The 14,814-nt window shown below is 64.3% G+C and carries 11 protein-coding genes and 2 pseudogenes; 6 read left to right on the top strand and 7 right to left on the bottom strand.

Features of this window, described 5'->3' with window-relative positions; genetic code table 11:
- Nucleotides 1-78: 78 nt before the first annotated feature.
- Together otsB and ACVWZM_RS19960 are read right to left on the bottom strand one after the other, a co-directional pair.
- Nucleotides 79-912 carry a trehalose-phosphatase gene (gene otsB, locus ACVWZM_RS19965; protein WP_410469707.1) on the bottom strand — a complete coding sequence of 278 codons (834 nt, stop codon included), beginning with the start codon at nucleotides 910-912 and terminating at the stop codon, nucleotides 79-81.
- A 3-nt stretch (nucleotides 913-915) separates the two neighbouring features.
- A pseudogene (locus tag ACVWZM_RS19960) lies at nucleotides 916-2,408 on the bottom strand (MFS transporter).
- A 184-nt stretch (nucleotides 2,409-2,592) separates the two neighbouring features.
- On the opposite strand from ACVWZM_RS19960, the gene ACVWZM_RS19955 reads away from it, so the two are divergent.
- On the top strand, nucleotides 2,593-2,961 hold the full coding sequence (locus ACVWZM_RS19955; RefSeq protein WP_168859275.1) for a DUF3175 domain-containing protein: 369 nt from the start codon (nucleotides 2,593-2,595) through the stop codon (nucleotides 2,959-2,961).
- 165 nt (nucleotides 2,962-3,126) lie between these two features.
- Here the strand turns inward: ACVWZM_RS19955 and ACVWZM_RS19950 are convergent.
- Nucleotides 3,127-5,159, bottom strand: a pseudogene (locus tag ACVWZM_RS19950) (methyl-accepting chemotaxis protein).
- A 154-nt stretch (nucleotides 5,160-5,313) separates the two neighbouring features.
- On the opposite strand from ACVWZM_RS19950, the gene ACVWZM_RS19945 reads away from it, so the two are divergent.
- From ACVWZM_RS19945 to ACVWZM_RS19930, 4 genes are all read left to right on the top strand, one after another.
- The gene (locus tag ACVWZM_RS19945; RefSeq protein WP_456854348.1) at nucleotides 5,314-5,646 is read left to right on the top strand and encodes a hypothetical protein; all 333 of its coding nucleotides are present in this window, start codon (nucleotides 5,314-5,316) and stop codon (nucleotides 5,644-5,646) included.
- Nucleotides 5,627-6,799, top strand: coding sequence for an FIST N-terminal domain-containing protein (locus ACVWZM_RS19940; RefSeq protein WP_092079249.1), 1,173 nt, complete (start codon nucleotides 5,627-5,629; stop codon nucleotides 6,797-6,799). Before ACVWZM_RS19945 ends, ACVWZM_RS19940 begins: the two co-directional genes overlap by 20 nt.
- The gene (locus ACVWZM_RS19935; RefSeq protein WP_229192426.1) at nucleotides 6,796-8,169 is read left to right on the top strand and encodes an ATP-binding response regulator; all 1,374 of its coding nucleotides are present in this window, start codon (nucleotides 6,796-6,798) and stop codon (nucleotides 8,167-8,169) included. The genes ACVWZM_RS19940 and ACVWZM_RS19935 overlap by 4 nt, the downstream gene beginning before the upstream one ends.
- A gap of 185 nt (nucleotides 8,170-8,354) precedes the next feature.
- A protein-coding gene (locus ACVWZM_RS19930) for an IS5 family transposase (protein ID WP_310885574.1) occupies nucleotides 8,355-9,115 on the top strand; the annotation gives its coding sequence in 2 pieces (ribosomal slippage) (nucleotides 8,355-8,700 and nucleotides 8,700-9,115; 762 coding nt in all).
- Between the two features lie 13 nt (nucleotides 9,116-9,128).
- On the opposite strand, the gene ACVWZM_RS19925 is transcribed toward ACVWZM_RS19930, so the two are convergent.
- The 4 genes from ACVWZM_RS19925 to ACVWZM_RS19910 form a co-directional block, all read right to left on the bottom strand.
- Nucleotides 9,129-9,869: a LuxR C-terminal-related transcriptional regulator gene (locus ACVWZM_RS19925; RefSeq protein WP_057021123.1), complete on the bottom strand. Its 741-nt coding sequence runs from the start codon at nucleotides 9,867-9,869 to the stop codon at nucleotides 9,129-9,131.
- Nucleotides 9,870-10,149: 280 nt separating this feature from the next.
- Nucleotides 10,150-10,830 (bottom strand): response regulator, encoded by a 681-nt coding sequence (locus tag ACVWZM_RS19920; protein ID WP_016843264.1) that lies wholly within the window; start codon nucleotides 10,828-10,830, stop codon nucleotides 10,150-10,152.
- A 135-nt stretch (nucleotides 10,831-10,965) separates the two neighbouring features.
- Nucleotides 10,966-12,165: a c-type cytochrome gene (locus tag ACVWZM_RS19915; RefSeq protein ID WP_456856718.1), complete on the bottom strand. Its 1,200-nt coding sequence runs from the start codon at nucleotides 12,163-12,165 to the stop codon at nucleotides 10,966-10,968.
- A 27-nt stretch (nucleotides 12,166-12,192) separates the two neighbouring features.
- On the bottom strand, nucleotides 12,193-13,908 hold the full coding sequence (locus ACVWZM_RS19910; RefSeq protein ID WP_456854345.1) for a PQQ-dependent dehydrogenase, methanol/ethanol family: 1,716 nt from the start codon (nucleotides 13,906-13,908) through the stop codon (nucleotides 12,193-12,195).
- 404 nt (nucleotides 13,909-14,312) lie between these two features.
- Here ACVWZM_RS19910 and ACVWZM_RS19905 point away from each other — a divergent pair, with 404 nt between their 5' ends.
- Nucleotides 14,313-14,798 (top strand): (2Fe-2S)-binding protein, encoded by a 486-nt coding sequence (locus tag ACVWZM_RS19905; RefSeq protein ID WP_028335209.1) that lies wholly within the window; start codon nucleotides 14,313-14,315, stop codon nucleotides 14,796-14,798.
- Nucleotides 14,799-14,814: the final 16 nt, after the last annotated feature.

Genomic DNA, 14,814 nt, shown 5'->3' with positions numbered 1-14,814 from the left:
AAAAGAAAATTACGCGCGAGGTTGACGCCACGACGCAAAAGCACCGTATTCGATTCGCCTGCGATGAATGCGTTTCGGTTAGGACAGGCTGACGTCCCTATCAACGTCGAGCAGATGCGCGAGGAATTCGCGCACATCGCTCGGTCCGTCGAAATGTCCGGCGACGCCGGTTGCGCGACGGCCGACGGAGAACGCTAGACCGTCGAAATCGGGCATGATCGCGAACACGGTCTCGTCGGTGACGTCGTCACCGATGAAGAACGGGCGCCGTCCCTTGAACGGCTCATGCGTCATCAGCTCGAGCACGCCGGTCGCCTTGGTGAAGCCGGAATGCTTGATCTCGCAGACGCTCTTGCCCGGCAGCACCTCGATCGGCGCATTCGGCAACTCGGCGCGGATCAGCGACACCGCTTCATAGATCGCCTTCTCCGCCTGCGGCGCCAGCCGGTAGTGCAGCGCCAGCGAATAGCCCTTGTCCTCGAGCAGAATGCCGGGGCTGAGCTTTGCGATCGCGGCAAGACGGCGCTTCAACTCCTTGTCGAGCGGCGGCGCGTGTGCGGCGACCGCCTCGCTGTCCGGCTGCAGCCGCATCTCGGCGCCGTGGCCGCCGATCGCGGGAAACACTTCCGGCGCGAAGATCAGGTCGATGTCGTTGAGGGAGCGGCCGCTGACCAGCGCCAGCGCGCCGTGGGTGCGCTCATGCAGCTGCTTCAGCGTGGTCGACAGTTCCGGCGGCACCCAGACCTCGCGCGGCGTCGGCGCGAAATCGAGCAGGGTGCCGTCGATGTCAAGCAGCACCGCGGCCTGGCGGAGCGGCGGGATCAGCGACGCCGGCGTCGGCACGCTGTCCGTCTTGGCGTCAGGGGCGATGTCATCATCCATGGGCATTTCGGCCACGTCATGCTTCGTCATAGTCTACTCCACACATGCCAGTGGTCGCGCGACAGATTCGAGCGATTTCCGCTCGGCCGCGACGGCATAGCGCCATGCGACCGCTGCGGCGACCATCATGAGCGCCGACCCCAGCAGGTAGCCGGCGAAGACACTGTTGCGCGATCCGGTGTCGATCAGCACGCCGAACAGCGCCGGTCCAATTACGCCGCCAATGCCGGTGCCGATCGCATAGAAGGCGGCGATCGCGAGCGCGCGGACCTCCAGCGGAAACGTCTCGCTGACGGTGAGATAGGCGGCGCTCGCGGCCGGCGAGGCGAAGAAGAAGATCACCATCCAGGCGATGGTCTGGGTCTGCGCGGTGAGCACGCCGATCGAGAACAGATAGCCGGACAGCGCCAGCAGCACGCCCGAGATGCCATAGGTCAGCGCGATCATGGTGCGGCGGCCGAGCGTATCGAACAGGCGGCCGAGCAGCAGCGGCCCGAGGAAGTTTCCGGCGGCGAAGGGCAGGATGTACCAGCCGACATTGCTGGCGGCGACACCGAAGAAGTCGGTCAGGATCAATGCGAAGGTGAAGAAGATCGCATTGTAGAAGAACGCCTGCGCGGCCATCAGCGTGAGCCCGACCAGCGAGCGCTGCCGGTAGGTGGAGAACAGCGTCACCGCGACCTCGCGCAGCGGCGTGTGATCGCGCATCCGCAGCCTGATCTTCTCAAAGTCCGCGCTCGATTGTTCGTGGCCGAGCACGGAGGTCTCGATATCGGCGACGATCTTGTGGGCCCGGTCGGGATAGCCGTGGATCATCAGCCAGCGCGGGCTCTCCGCGGAATCCACATCCGCATCAGTAGCACGACGAGGCCGAGCACCGCGCCGGTGAAATAGGCGATCCGCCAGCCCTGGTCCGGCGCAAGGAACGCGGGATCGAGCAGGATGATGGCGCTCAGCGCACCGATCGCCGCCCCGATCCAGAAGCTGCCGTTGATGACGAGATCGGTCCAGCCGCGATAGCGCGCCGGCACCAGTTCCTGGATGGTCGAGTTGATCGCGGTGTATTCGCCGCCGATGCCGGCACCGGTGAGAAAGCGAAACAGCGCGTAGCTCGCGACATTCCACGACAGCGCGGTCGCGGCGGTCGCCGACAGATAAAGCGCGAGCGTGATGAAGAACAGCTTCTTGCGCCCGATCCGGTCGGTGAGCCAGCCGAAGCCCAGCGCACCGAGCACGGCGCCGGCGAGATACGCGCTGCTGGCAAGACCGACATCGGCGTTGGAGAAGCTCATCGTCGGGCTGTCCTTCAGCGCGCCCGACAATGCACCCGCGAGCGTCACTTCCAGCCCGTCGAGGATCCAGGTGATGCCGAGCGCGAGCACGACGCGGGTGTGAAAGCGGCTCCAGCTGAGATTGTCGAGCCGGACCGGAATCGAGGTCTCGATGATGCGGTCATCGTCCGGCGTGACCGGAGCCACGGCCTGTTGCGTCGTCGCGGAACTCAATTGTGTCGGCTGCACTGTCATCAGAATCGACCAATGAGAAAAACCCCGGAACGATCTGCTCCAAGGTTCACTCACCCGGAATTGCGGCAAACGGAGTGCCCGCCACGCGGTGTCAACGCGGCAGGCCGGCAAGGGTTCCCGCAATGCGGCATAGGAACCGCGGTCGCGGCGATCTGTTCTCGGCTCAAAAGACACGGAGGCATCGATGGCCGCACACAAGAAAGCAACGCGCAAGACGGCAAGGACATCACCGGCACGGTCCACGAGCGCGACGCGTCGCAGGCGTGGCGCAAGCAAGAGGACGGCGAAGCGCTGGTCGCAGCGGGTGACCAAGGAGAGCGATGCGCTCGACCTCGAGCGCGGCGTGTTCAAGCAGACCAGCGCGAAGAAGATCGCATCATCGCTGAAGCGGTCCGCCGAGCACAGCGCGCGCCGCAAGAGCGGCGCCTATCGTTCCGCGCTCTCGATGCTGACCTTCTATATCAACCGCGCCGGCAAGACGCTGCCGAAGACCGAGCGGTCGCGGCTGGAGCGCGCCAAGGTCGAGTTGAAGCACCAGTTCGGACGAGATTAATCGCATCATCTCGCCAACCAAACAGCGTCGTCCCGGCGAAAGCCAGGACCCATACGCCGCGGCCCAACAAAAGGGCACGCGGCGAGTTGCACTTAAAACAATAGTGAGTGGTGATTATGGGTCCTGGCTTTCGCCAGGACGACGATGGATAGATCCGCGCGCGCCTTATGCCGCGCGGATATTGGCCATAAAGCGGTCGAGCTCCTCGCGCAGCCGCGAGCTCTCGACCGACAGCGAGCGGGCCGAATTCAGCACCTCTTCGGAAGCAGCTCCGGTCTCGGTGGCGCCGCGATTCACCTGGGTGACGCTGGACGCCGCTTCCTGTGTGCCCTGCGCGACGTTCTGCACGCTGCGCGCGATCTCCTGCGTTGCCGCGCTCTGCTGCTCGACCGAGCTTGCGATGTTGGTCGCGAGCCGGAGATCTGCCCGATAGTGCCGCCGATCTCCTTGATAGCGGCGACCGATTCCTGCGTCGCCGCCTGCATGCCCGAGATATGGGTGGAGATCTCGTCGGTGGCCCTGGCGGTCTGGCTCGCCAGCGACTTCACCTCGGCCGCAACCACCGCGAAGCCGCGGCCGGCATCGCCGGCGCGCGCGGCCTCGATGGTGGCGTTCAGCGCCAGCAGATTGGTCTGCTCGGCGATCGCCGTGATCAGCTTGACGACGTCGCCGATCTCCTGCGCAGCGCGCGAGAGCTTGCCGATCCGCGCGTCGGTCTGCTCGGCCTGACGCACGGCGGAATCCGCGATCTGGCTCGACTCCTTGGCGCGACGGCCGATCTCGTCGACGGACGCCGACAGCTCCTCGGTTGCGGAGGCGACCGATTGCATGTTGCTGGAGGCTTCCTCCGAGGCGCCGGCGACCTGGCTCGACAGGTTCTGCGTGGTCTCCGCCGTCCGGGTCAGTGTACCGGCCGCGGATTCGAGCTGCACGGCTGAGGCCGACACGTTGGAGACGATCGAGCCGACCGCGGATTCGAATTCGTCGGCAAAACGAATCAGCTCATTGCGTCGCGCGGTCGCACTTGCCTTGTTCTGCGCTTCCTGGGTCGCGGCATCGCGTTCGGCCTTGGCGATCGCCTGGACCTTGAACTCCTCTACGGCGCCGGCCATCTCGCCGAGTTCGTCGCGGCGGCCGAGGCCCGGCAGCACAACGTCGAAATTGCCCGCCGCGAGCTCGCGCATCGCCGCACACATCGCCGCGATCGGTCGCGAAATGCCCTTGCCCAGCAGGAACGCCCAGACCAGCCCGAGCACGAAGCTGCCGGCGGCGAGCATCAGGATCAGCTGCTCGGTCTCGCCGATCATGGTGTGCGATTCGTTTTCAAGCCGCTTCTGGTCGGCGAGCAAATCGGACTTCATCGCCGCCGCGCCCTGGCTGATGGCGGCCGCGGACTCCGTCATCTCGACGGTCAGTTCGTCGATCGACTTCGCGTTCGCGATCAGCTTGGCGAGCGCCTCGCGGTACTCTTCGAGCAGCGCGGTGATGTCCTTCACGCTCTGGGTGATCCGCTCGTTATTCGAGGTGATCGCCTTCACGAGATTGTCGGCGAATTTCAGCCGGGCGAGCGCGCTCGAAGCGACCGTCTTGTCGCCGTTGACGACGAAGGTATTGACGGCCCCGGTGATCGACTGGAGTTGGTCGGCCACCTTCTTGGCACCGAACTGGATCGACTGCAGCTCGGAATCATCGGCATTGCTCGGAAGATCGTCGAGCTTGTAGCGCATCGAGGTCGCGCTGCGGGTCAGCTTGTTCTGCGCGGTCTGTGCGCTGTCGTCCTTGATGCGGACGATCTCGGCGAAGATCTTGGTGAAGGCGCGGAATTCGCGCTCCAGCTTGGTGATCTGCTCGAGCCGGGCCGGATTGGTGGTGCCCTTCATCGACGCCATGATGGCGTCCTTCAGACTGCCCTCGGCGGCGAGCGCGGCCTTGGCGTCGTCCTCCTTGCCGGTCGCGACGAAGTAGCGCGCCAGCGAACGGTAGGAGATCAATTCGCGATCGATGTTGCGGGCCAGATCGGCTTCCGCGACGCTCTGGCGATAGGAGCCGACGCCGGCGGAGACCCGCTCGAAGCCCATATAGGCAAAGCCCATGGTGGCTGCCGACAGCGCCAGCGTGACGGCAAAGCCGAGCATGATCTTGGCGCGAAATCTGAGGGTTGGGATCCTGATCGACAACGATCGCTTCAGCCCCGGCATTCCAACCCCCGTCTTCATTCTGAAAACCACGCGAGGTCCGGCAGCAACCCGCCCCAGACCCCGGAGCGCAAAACTAAGGCAGAATCGATAAGGCCCGGTAAATGGGCAGCGGCCGCCGGGCCCGGCGCGATACTACCTTGGTCGGGCTAGGCGGGTGGGTAAGGTGATTGACGCGCAGGTCCGGCCCGATAGTTTAGAACCGATCAAATCCTGTCCCTGCCCGGGCCAGGAGAACACACATCGGGAGGTGTCCCATGTCATCGCGTCGACCGGCGCCATTGGCGCTTGCGGCGAGCGTAGCTGCCGGCGCAATAGCCCGGCCAATGGCATTTCCCCTCACGACCTGAAAGCCGCGGGCAAGCCGGAACGCCAGCCATCGCGGCATGGTCCGGATGCCCTCACGACCCGCGCGGGTTCAATCGGCCGCGCCAAGAAAAGCAAAAAAATTCTGGTTAGGGAGAACGCCTTTGGCGAAGCAGAACGGTAGCGCCGCCGACAGTATTGTCGTGGTGCAGGCAAAGACCGACGGGCCGCGGGAAGCAGCCGACGAGATCGCGCGCCAATTGGCGGCGGCTGATCTCGCGATGCTCGTGGTGTTCGTGTCACCGGTCTACGAGCCGCAGACATTCATTGCCGAACTGTCCAGCCGGATGCCCGACGTACCGATCTTCGGCTGCACCACGGCCGGTGAATTGTCGCCCGGCGGTTGGGACGAGGACAGCGTCGTCGCGATGGGCTTCAACGCGGCCGATTTCGTCATCGCGGCCCGGCCGCTGTTCGACCTTTCGACATTTCGGGTTGATCACGGCCGCTCGATCTGCACCGAATTGCAGAACGAATTCGCGCAACGCACCGAGCATTGCGATCACACCCATGATTCCTTCGGGCTGCTCTTCATCGACGGCATGTGCCAGCGTGAGGAGACCATCATGTCGGCGATCTATGCGTCGCTCGGCGACATCCCGGTGGTCGGCGGCTCCGCCGGCGACGGCCTGCGCTTCGAGAAATCGTGGGTCTTCCATGGCGGCGAGGCCTTTACCGATGCCGCGGTCCTGATCCTGATCCGGACCCGGCTGCCGTTCCGCCTGTTCAAGTGCGACCACTTCGAACCGACCTCGACCAAGATGGTGGTGACCGAGGCCGACATCGAGCACCGCATCGTCAAGGAATTGAATGCCGAGCCGGCCGCGCTGGAATATTCCCGCGCCGTCGGCCTCAGCGACAGCAAGCTCGAATTGTTCTCGTTCGCCGCGCATCCCGTGCTGGTTCGCGTCGGCGGCGCCTATTACGCGCGGTCGATCCAGCGCACCAACCCGGACGGATCGCTGCAATTCTTCTGCGCCATCGACGAGGGCATGGTGCTGACGGTGGCGCGCGAGCGCGACCCGATCGACGTGACGAGCCGCCTGCTCAAGGAGCTGACCGAGGATCTCGGCGAGGTCTCGATGTTCATCGGCTTCGAATGCGTGCTGCGCCGGCTCGACGTCGAGCAGCGCCAGCTGTCGCGGGAGATGTCGGAGCTCTATCGCCGCAACAAAGTGATTGGCTTTCAGACCTATGGCGAGCAGTATCGCTCCATGCATGTCAACCAGACGCTGACCGGCATCGCCATCGGCAAGCGGGCACTCGCGCCGCAATGACGGATACCAAGACCACGCGAATTGCGGCGCTCGAACGCGAGGCCGAGAAGCTGCGCAAGATCAACGCGGCGCTGATGTCGCGCGTCGAACGCTCGACCGATCAGCAGCTCAACGCCTTCTCGCTGTTCGAGACCGCGATCGCGCTGGACCAGCAGGTGCGCGACCGCACCCAGCAGCTCAAGCAGGCGCTGCAATCGCTGGAAAAAACCAATGGTCGCCTGCTGCAGGCCAAGCAGCAGGCCGAGGCGGCGAGCTCGCTGAAATCATCCGTGCTGGTCTCGGTCACGCACGATCTGTTGCAACCGCTGAATGCGGCGCGGCTGACGCTGTCCGCGCTGACCGAGATGGCAACCGAATCCAAGAGCGTCGCGCTGACCGATCAGATCGACCGTTCGCTGGCGACGCTCGAGGACATGCTGCGGACGCTGCTCGACATCTCCAAGCTCGATGCGGGCGTGCTCAGGCCCGAATTCGGGCCGGTCGCGATCGCCTCGCTGTTCGAGCCGCTGGAGCAGGAATTTGTCGCGACCGCCGCCAAGCGCAATCTCGGTTTCCGGATCATGCCGTCGTCCGCGGTGGTTCGCTCCGATCCGCTGATGCTGCGGCGGATCCTGCAAAACCTCGTCGCCAATGCGCTGCGCTACACCCAGCGCGGCAGCGTGCTGATGGGATGCCGGGCCAGGGGCGATGACATCTGCATCGAGGTGCACGACACCGGGCCGGGCATTCCGGAAGCGCAGCGCGAAGCCATCTTCGTCGAGTTTCAGCGCGGCGAGACCAGCGCCGGCGACAAGGCCGGCATCGGGCTTGGTCTTTCGATCGTGCGCCGGTTTGCCGACCTGCTCGGCCATGACATCAGGCTGAGCTCGCGCGCCGGCAAAGGCTCGGTGTTCTCGGTCACCGTGCCTCGCACGCTGGATCCGGTTGCGATCCCGGTGCGCGAACAGGCCAGCGTCGACTATCGCTATGGCGGCATGGAGGGCGCCAAGATCCTGCTGATCGAGAACGACCTCTCGAGCGCCGAGGGGCTCGCCCATTTGCTGGAGAAATGGGGCTGCGACGTCGCGGTGACGATCTCCAAGACCGAGGCGCTCGAGCGCATCCACGCGCTCGACGGCATTCCCGACGCCATCATCGCCGATCTGCATCTCGACAATGGCGAGACCGGCATTCAGGCCGTCGATGTCATCCGCGGCGCGATCAACGCCAAGGTGCCGGCGATCATCGTGACCGCCGACTACTCGGCGAAGGCCGCCTCCGACGTATCGGCCTTCGGCCATGAGCTGTTGAAGAAGCCGATCAAGCCCGCCGAGATGCGCTCGCTGCTGTCGTTCCTGCTGGCGGCGGAGCAGTCGGGCGCGCGGTTATGAGCAGAGCGTTTTCGAGCGAAGTGGATACCGGTTCGCGTGAAGAAAACGCGTCAGACAAGAACCTGGAGCCTTTCCCGTTGCGATTCCATCGAAACGGGAAAGGCTCTAGGACCGATCGACATTCAGGATTCCCAAGCGGTTTGATCGCTGATTCATAGAGTTCCGTGATTCGAGACACGGAGCAGATGGTGGCGGCGAAACGATATGAGCTGACGGAGGCGCAATGGGCGAGGATTGCGCCACTGCTGCCGGGGAAAGCTGGCGACCCGGGACGTACGGCTGCGGACAATCGACTGTTCGTCAACGGATGTTTGTGGGTTTTGCGATCGGGCGCACACTGGAGCGACCTGCCGGAACGGTACGGCAAGTGGAAAACGGTGCATCAGCGCTTCAGCCGCTGGTGCCATGCCGGCGTCTGGGAGCGCGTGTTCGCTGCTCTGACCGCCGATCGCGACAACCAGTATCTGATGATCGACAGCACCATCGTTCGCGCCCACCAGCAGGCGACGAGCGGAAAAGGGGGGCCAAAGATCAGGCGCTGGGGCGTTCCCGAGGTGGACTGACCACCAAGATCCACATGCTGGCTGATGCGCTCGGCCGTCCGCTCCGCTTCATCGTCACGGCTGGGCAAGTTAATGACATCACCCAGGCGCCGGCACTGCTCCACGGCCAGAGCGGCGATGCCGTGCTCGCCGACAAGGCCTATGACAGCAACGCCCTGCGTGCGATCATCGCGGAAATCGGCGCAACGGCGGTGATCCCGTCAAACCGCACCCGCAGGATCATCATTCCGCACGACGCCGACGCATACAAACAGCGCAACCGCATCGAGCGCTGCTTTTGCCAGCTCAAACACTTCCGACGCTTGGCAACCCGTTATGACAGGCGATCTGACTACTTTACCGGCTTCATCCATCTCGCTGCCGCAATGATCTGGATGCAATGAATGTCGATCGGTCCTAGGCGCCATGCGACGACGGCGAGGCCGTCACCGGCGCGTGGTCGTGCTTGCCGAAGTCCAGCTTCGACAGCGCGATGATGGCCTCGGTGCGGCTGCGCACGCCGAGCTTGCGCAGGATCTCCGAGACATGCACCTTCACGGTGGTGACCGAGATATCGAGCTCATAGGCGATGTGCTTGTTCTGCAGGCCGCGGCAGATCATGTCGAGCACGCGAAGCTGCTGCGCGGTGAACTGGCCGAGCTGCTGCACCAGCTCGCGCGCCTCGGCCTGGGCCTTCCGCGCGGCGGCGGTATCGCGAAAGCGCGGCGGCAGGCACACCGCGCCTTCGAGAATGCCGCGCAACAGCCGCGCCAGCTCGAGCTTCGGCGTCGACTTCGGGATGTAGCCGGAAATCCCGAGCGAGATCGCGCCGCCGACGATCCGGGGATCGTCATGCGCCGACACGATCACGAGCGCGCTGCGCGGCGCGGCGGCACGCACCCGGTAGGCGCCGAGCAGGCCCGTCGTCCCGGGCATCGACAGATCGAGCAGGATCAGATCGAGGCCGTCGCGCGCCGCGATCACATCCAGCGCACCGTCGATCGACGTCGCCTGCAGCACCTCGGCATCGGGAAACTCGGCCCCGATCACGCCGATCAGGGCGGCACGGAACAGCGGGTGATCCTCGACGATCAGCAGTCGAGGCGTACCCGCCTTGCCGAGCGGCGGCTCGTCCGCCAGGGGCGCGGTCGTGGTCAATGCTGCGCCGTCCTCCCTCGGATGCTCATAACAGCCATTGTGCGCACGACGTTATCTCAAAGCCGGATGGCAGCCTATAGGCAGGATATCCAATGCGCCCGCCTCGCAGTGCAGCACGGCTAGTGTCCCGAATCCGAAGTTCGCATCATTTGCCGCACCTTCGGAGCGAACTTCGGATTCGATAAGGACACTAGCAAACTTATGATTCTAGTGTGCTTTATCAATGCGAAGTTCGTGAAAGTGGCTGCCGCGAAATCGCACGAACTTCGCATTCAGCACACTAGGGCGCCTTCTCCGCCTTTGCGCCCGAACAGGCCTCCGGGACCGGAAGCGGAATCTTGCCGAGCTCGATGATCGCCTTGTTGCGGCTGAACAGCTTCAGCTTGCGCAGGATCTCGGTGACATGCGCCTTCACGGTGGATTCCGCGAGCTTGAGCTCGGCGGCGATCTCGCGGTTCTGCAGGCCGCGGATGATCAGATGGAGCACCCGGATCTGCTGCGGCGTCAGCTTCTGAATGCGTTCGCGCAGCGTCCGCGCCGTCTCGGACTGTTCCAGCGCACCGACCGCGACGAAATCCCGCGGCGCCGAGACCGAGCCGCTCAGCACGCGCGCGATCGCCTGCGAGAGCTCGCCGAGCGAGGTCGACTTCGGCAGATAGCCGACCGCGCCCATCTCGAGCGCCTCGCGGATGGTGTGCTTGTCCTCCTCGCTCGAGACGATGGCGATCGGCAGCCGCGGATAGCGATCCCTGATCTTCTGGAAGCCGGAGAAGCCGACCACGTCGGGCAGCAGCAGATCGAGCAGCGCCAGGTCGATATTCGGCTCGCTGGCGAGGATGCCAAGGGCCCCCTTGATCGAGGTGGCCTCATAGATCCGGGCATCGGGATGCGAGATGCGAATGGCGTTGCCAAGCGCCTCCCCGAACAGGGGGTGATCGTCGATGATCAGGAACCCCATCATGAGGACCCTCGCACTGCTCAAGCCTCCGTTCCGATTGGATCGGAACGGAGCTCTCGATTCATGTTCTGACGCGTTTTCTTCACGCGAACCGGTATCCACTTCGCTCGAAAACGCTCCTCTTGCGAACCGCAGCTTCTAGTTCGATCCGCCGGTATCCTGCACGCTCTGCAGATAGACATATACGTTTCTGAGCTCGTCGTCGTTGAAGACGTCCTTCCAGGCCGGCATGCCCTTGGCCGGCCGCCCGTCATGGACCGTCTTCCAGAATGTCGATTCCATGTCGTCAGCATAGCGCTTCTTGAGCAGCCTGAGATCGATCTTTCGCTCGGCCTGCACCGCGTCCGGGCCGTGGCAATGCGCGCAGGTTCCGTTAAAGACCTCTCGCCCGGCGGTGGCATCCCCCTTGGCGTCGCCGGCGGTCGCGGCGGTCTGAACCGGTTTCTCGGCCGCGGCCTGCCCGACCGTGACGGGCTCGCTGGCGCCGACGGACGACGTCGTCGCGCGGTCGGCCTCGCCGAACTTCACCGGTGCGCCGTTCGGCACGCCATATTTGGCAAACAGGGCGGCAATCTCCGGCTGCAGCGCCGGCAGCACGCCGTCGACTTCATCGCGCAGCGCGCCGGACACCTTGGCGAAACCGATCGCGGTCGCCCAGAGCAGGCCGTCGCCCTCGGTCGACACGATCTGATATTTGTCGCCGTAGCTGGTCTTGTTGAGCCAACCCGCCACCGGCGCCCAGATGAAGGCGATGTCGACCTTACCCTGTTCGAGCGCCGCCATGCCCTCCTCCGGGCTGAGCACGGTCACCTTCCGGATATCGTCGCGCAGCGCGAGCAGGTTCTGTGGCGTCGATTGATACTGCACCGCAACCCGCAATCCCCTGAGGTCGTCGATGCCGGCAAGCTTGCGGTCCTTGCTGCCGACCAGCGCGTAGCCTTCATGGGCGATCGGCTTCGAGAAGATCACCGCCGGGCCCATGAAATCGTCGATCAGCGGCAGGCCGACCATGGCGTCGCACTGCTTGCTGAGCAGCGTCTCCCGCACCGTGCGCTTGCCGAAATAGGACTTGTACCAGTTGGTGCTCACCGTGCGGCCGAGCTTCTGCGCCACCGCCTGGCCGATCTCGAGATAGAGGCCGGGCTTGCCCGGGTCGTCGCTCGAGAAAGGCAGGTTGGTCGGATCGGCGCAGAGCCGCAGCGGCGGCTTTGTCTCGTCGGCGCCGGCCGCCAGGGCCGGCACCATGAGCAGGGCGGAGAGCAGCACGGTCCGGATTGCATGTTCCAACCGCGTGTTGCGCGAGGGGGTGCGCAGTTCGTTTCGGGCGATGCAGGACACGGACAATGCTGCCTCCTAGACGATCGTTTACTGCAGGGCGAACACGAACAGCGAGCCGCCTTCGGGCGCCGCGGCGACCATCTTCTTGCCGATGTCACCGAGGAAGGCCGGCAGCGCCGCGGTGCGTCCGACCACGATCGCGACATACTGCTTGCCGTCGACCGAATAGGTCACTGGACCTGCACCGATGCCGCTGCCGAGGTTCTTGCTCCACAGCACCTTGCCGTTCTTGGCATCGATGGCGCGGAAGTCGCCATGCAGGTTGCCGGAGAACACCAAATTGCCGCCGGTCGTCAGCGTGCCGCCGTTGAAGGGCAGGTCTTCCTTGATGCTCCACACCTTCTTGTTGGCGATCGGATCCCAGGCTACGAGCTCGCCGAGGAAGCCGCCGGGGCCCGGCTTGGTCGGGAATTCGGCGCCAAGATAGAACACGCCGCGCTTGTAGTTCACGTCAGAGACCGACCAGTCCATGCACACATTGTTGCTCGGGATGTAGACGAGGCCGGTCTGCGGGTTGAACGACATCGGCTGCCAGTTCTTGCCGCCGATCAGGTTCGGGCAGATGTCCTTGGCGGGATGGCCCGGGCCCGGACGCTTGTCCGGATCCTCTTCCGCCCGCATCGTGTTGATGTCCCACTTCTTGGCCCAGTTGGCGAAGACGTATTTCTCCGCGGAGATCATCTTGCCGGTCTCGCGGTTGGCCACGAAGAAGAAGCCGTTGCGGTCCGCCTTCATCAGCACGGGCGTCTCGGTACCCTTGATCTTGAGGTCGGCGAGCAGCAGCTCGTTGACGCCGTCATAGTCCCAGGCGTCAGCCGGCGTGCCCTGGATGTGCCACTTGATCTTGCCGGTGTTGGGATCGATCGCCAGCGTCGAGGCCGTGTAAAGGTTGGTCAGCTTGCCGAAATTGCCGTCGCCGGTGGAGCGCACCGCGGTATTCCACGGCCCCGGATTGCTGGTACCCCAGTAGACCGTGTCGGACTTGGCATCGTAGGAGCCGACCAGCCAGGCGGCGCCGCCGCCGTGCAGCCCGGTGTCGCCCTTCCAGGTGTCGCTGCCGGGTTCGCCCGGCGCCGGCACCGTGTAGGTCTGCCAGAGCAGCTTGCCGTCCTTGAGCGAGAACGCCTGCAAGGCGCCGCGGACGCCATATTCGCCGCCGCCGAAGCCGGTGATGACCTTGTCGCGGACGACGAGCGGCGGCGAGGTGATGACCGAGCCCTGCTTGTAGTCGACGACCGTCGAGGTCCAGAGCTCCTTGCCGGTCTCGGCGTCGAGCGCGGTCAGCTTGCCGTCGAGCCGGCCGACGAAGATCTTGCCGTTGGCATAGGACACGCCGCGATTGTTGACGTCGCAGCAGGCGTATTGAAGCACGTCATCCGGAATATCGGGCTGCCAGGTCCATTTGCGCGCGCCGGTCGCGGCATCGATCGCATAGACGTATTTCGGACCCCACGAGGTCGACACATACAGGTTCTTGCCGATCACAACCGGCGACGACTCGTTGGAGCGGAGCGAAGCCAGCGACAGCGAGTAGACCAGCTGCAGCTTGCCGGCATTCTCGGAGTTGATCTGCTTCAACGGGCTGAAACGCGTATTGCCGTAATCGTGGCCGGCAATTGCCCATCCGTTGGGATCGGATGCCGCCTTCACGACGGAATCATTGGCTTTCGACGCACCAATGCCTGCCAGCACCATGGCGACCAGCGACACGCCGGCAAAGAAAATCCCGCTCCTCAGCTTCATTGGCTTCCTCCAATATGGTTTCGTTGCCGCGATGGGTGCATCGCGCGCGCGTCTCTCGACCCAATTTCGTGAACCAGCGATCTTCCGTCACTGCGTCGGCGATGAAAATGACAGCAACGCCCTTGCGTCGTTATAGGCGGAAGGTAGTAGCGATCGCGGCGACGATTTTGGCGTGCGGCGAGCACCATCAGTTTGCCGAAAACCGCTTGCGCTGCCGGGCAATTTCGTCGCGCCGGAGTGCGCCGCCGGCTGCTTGCAAATTGCCCATTGAACGGCTGCCTGCTAGGATCGCAGGCACTGCCCGGCGCCTTCATGACAGGGCCGCGACTACGACTTTGATCGCGGTTACGACCCACATGAAGCGTGGTCTACTGGGCCCATAACGAAGCTATTGGGAGAAACGCGTGTCTACAGTCAAACTGACGGTAAACGGCAAGGCGGTCTCGGTCGACGTTGAGGACCGAACCCTCCTCGTGCACCTCTTGCGCGAAAACCTGAACCTCACCGGCACCCATGTCGGCTGCGATACCAGCCAATGCGGCGCCTGCGTCGTCCATGTCGATGGACGGGCGGTCAAATCCTGCACCATGCTGGCCGGCCAGGCCGCGGGCTGCAACGTCACCACGATCGAAGGCCTCGCCAAGGGCGACGAGCTGCACCCGATGCAGGCGGCGTTCCGCGACAATCACGGCCTGCAGTGCGGCTATTGCACCCCCGGCATGATCATGTCCGCTGTCGACATCGTGCACCGCCATGGTGGCAAGCTCGATGAGGAAACGGTTCGCCACGAGCTCGAAGGCAACATCTGCCGCTGCACCGGCTACCACAACATCGTCAAGGCGGTGCTCGACGCAGCCGGCCGCATGAAGGTTGCGCAGGCCGCCGAGTAGCGCGCCACGCACCGCA

This window comes from Bradyrhizobium sp. USDA 4501, from assembly GCF_054062115.1.
This window is presented reverse-complemented; position numbering and strand designations above follow the sequence as displayed.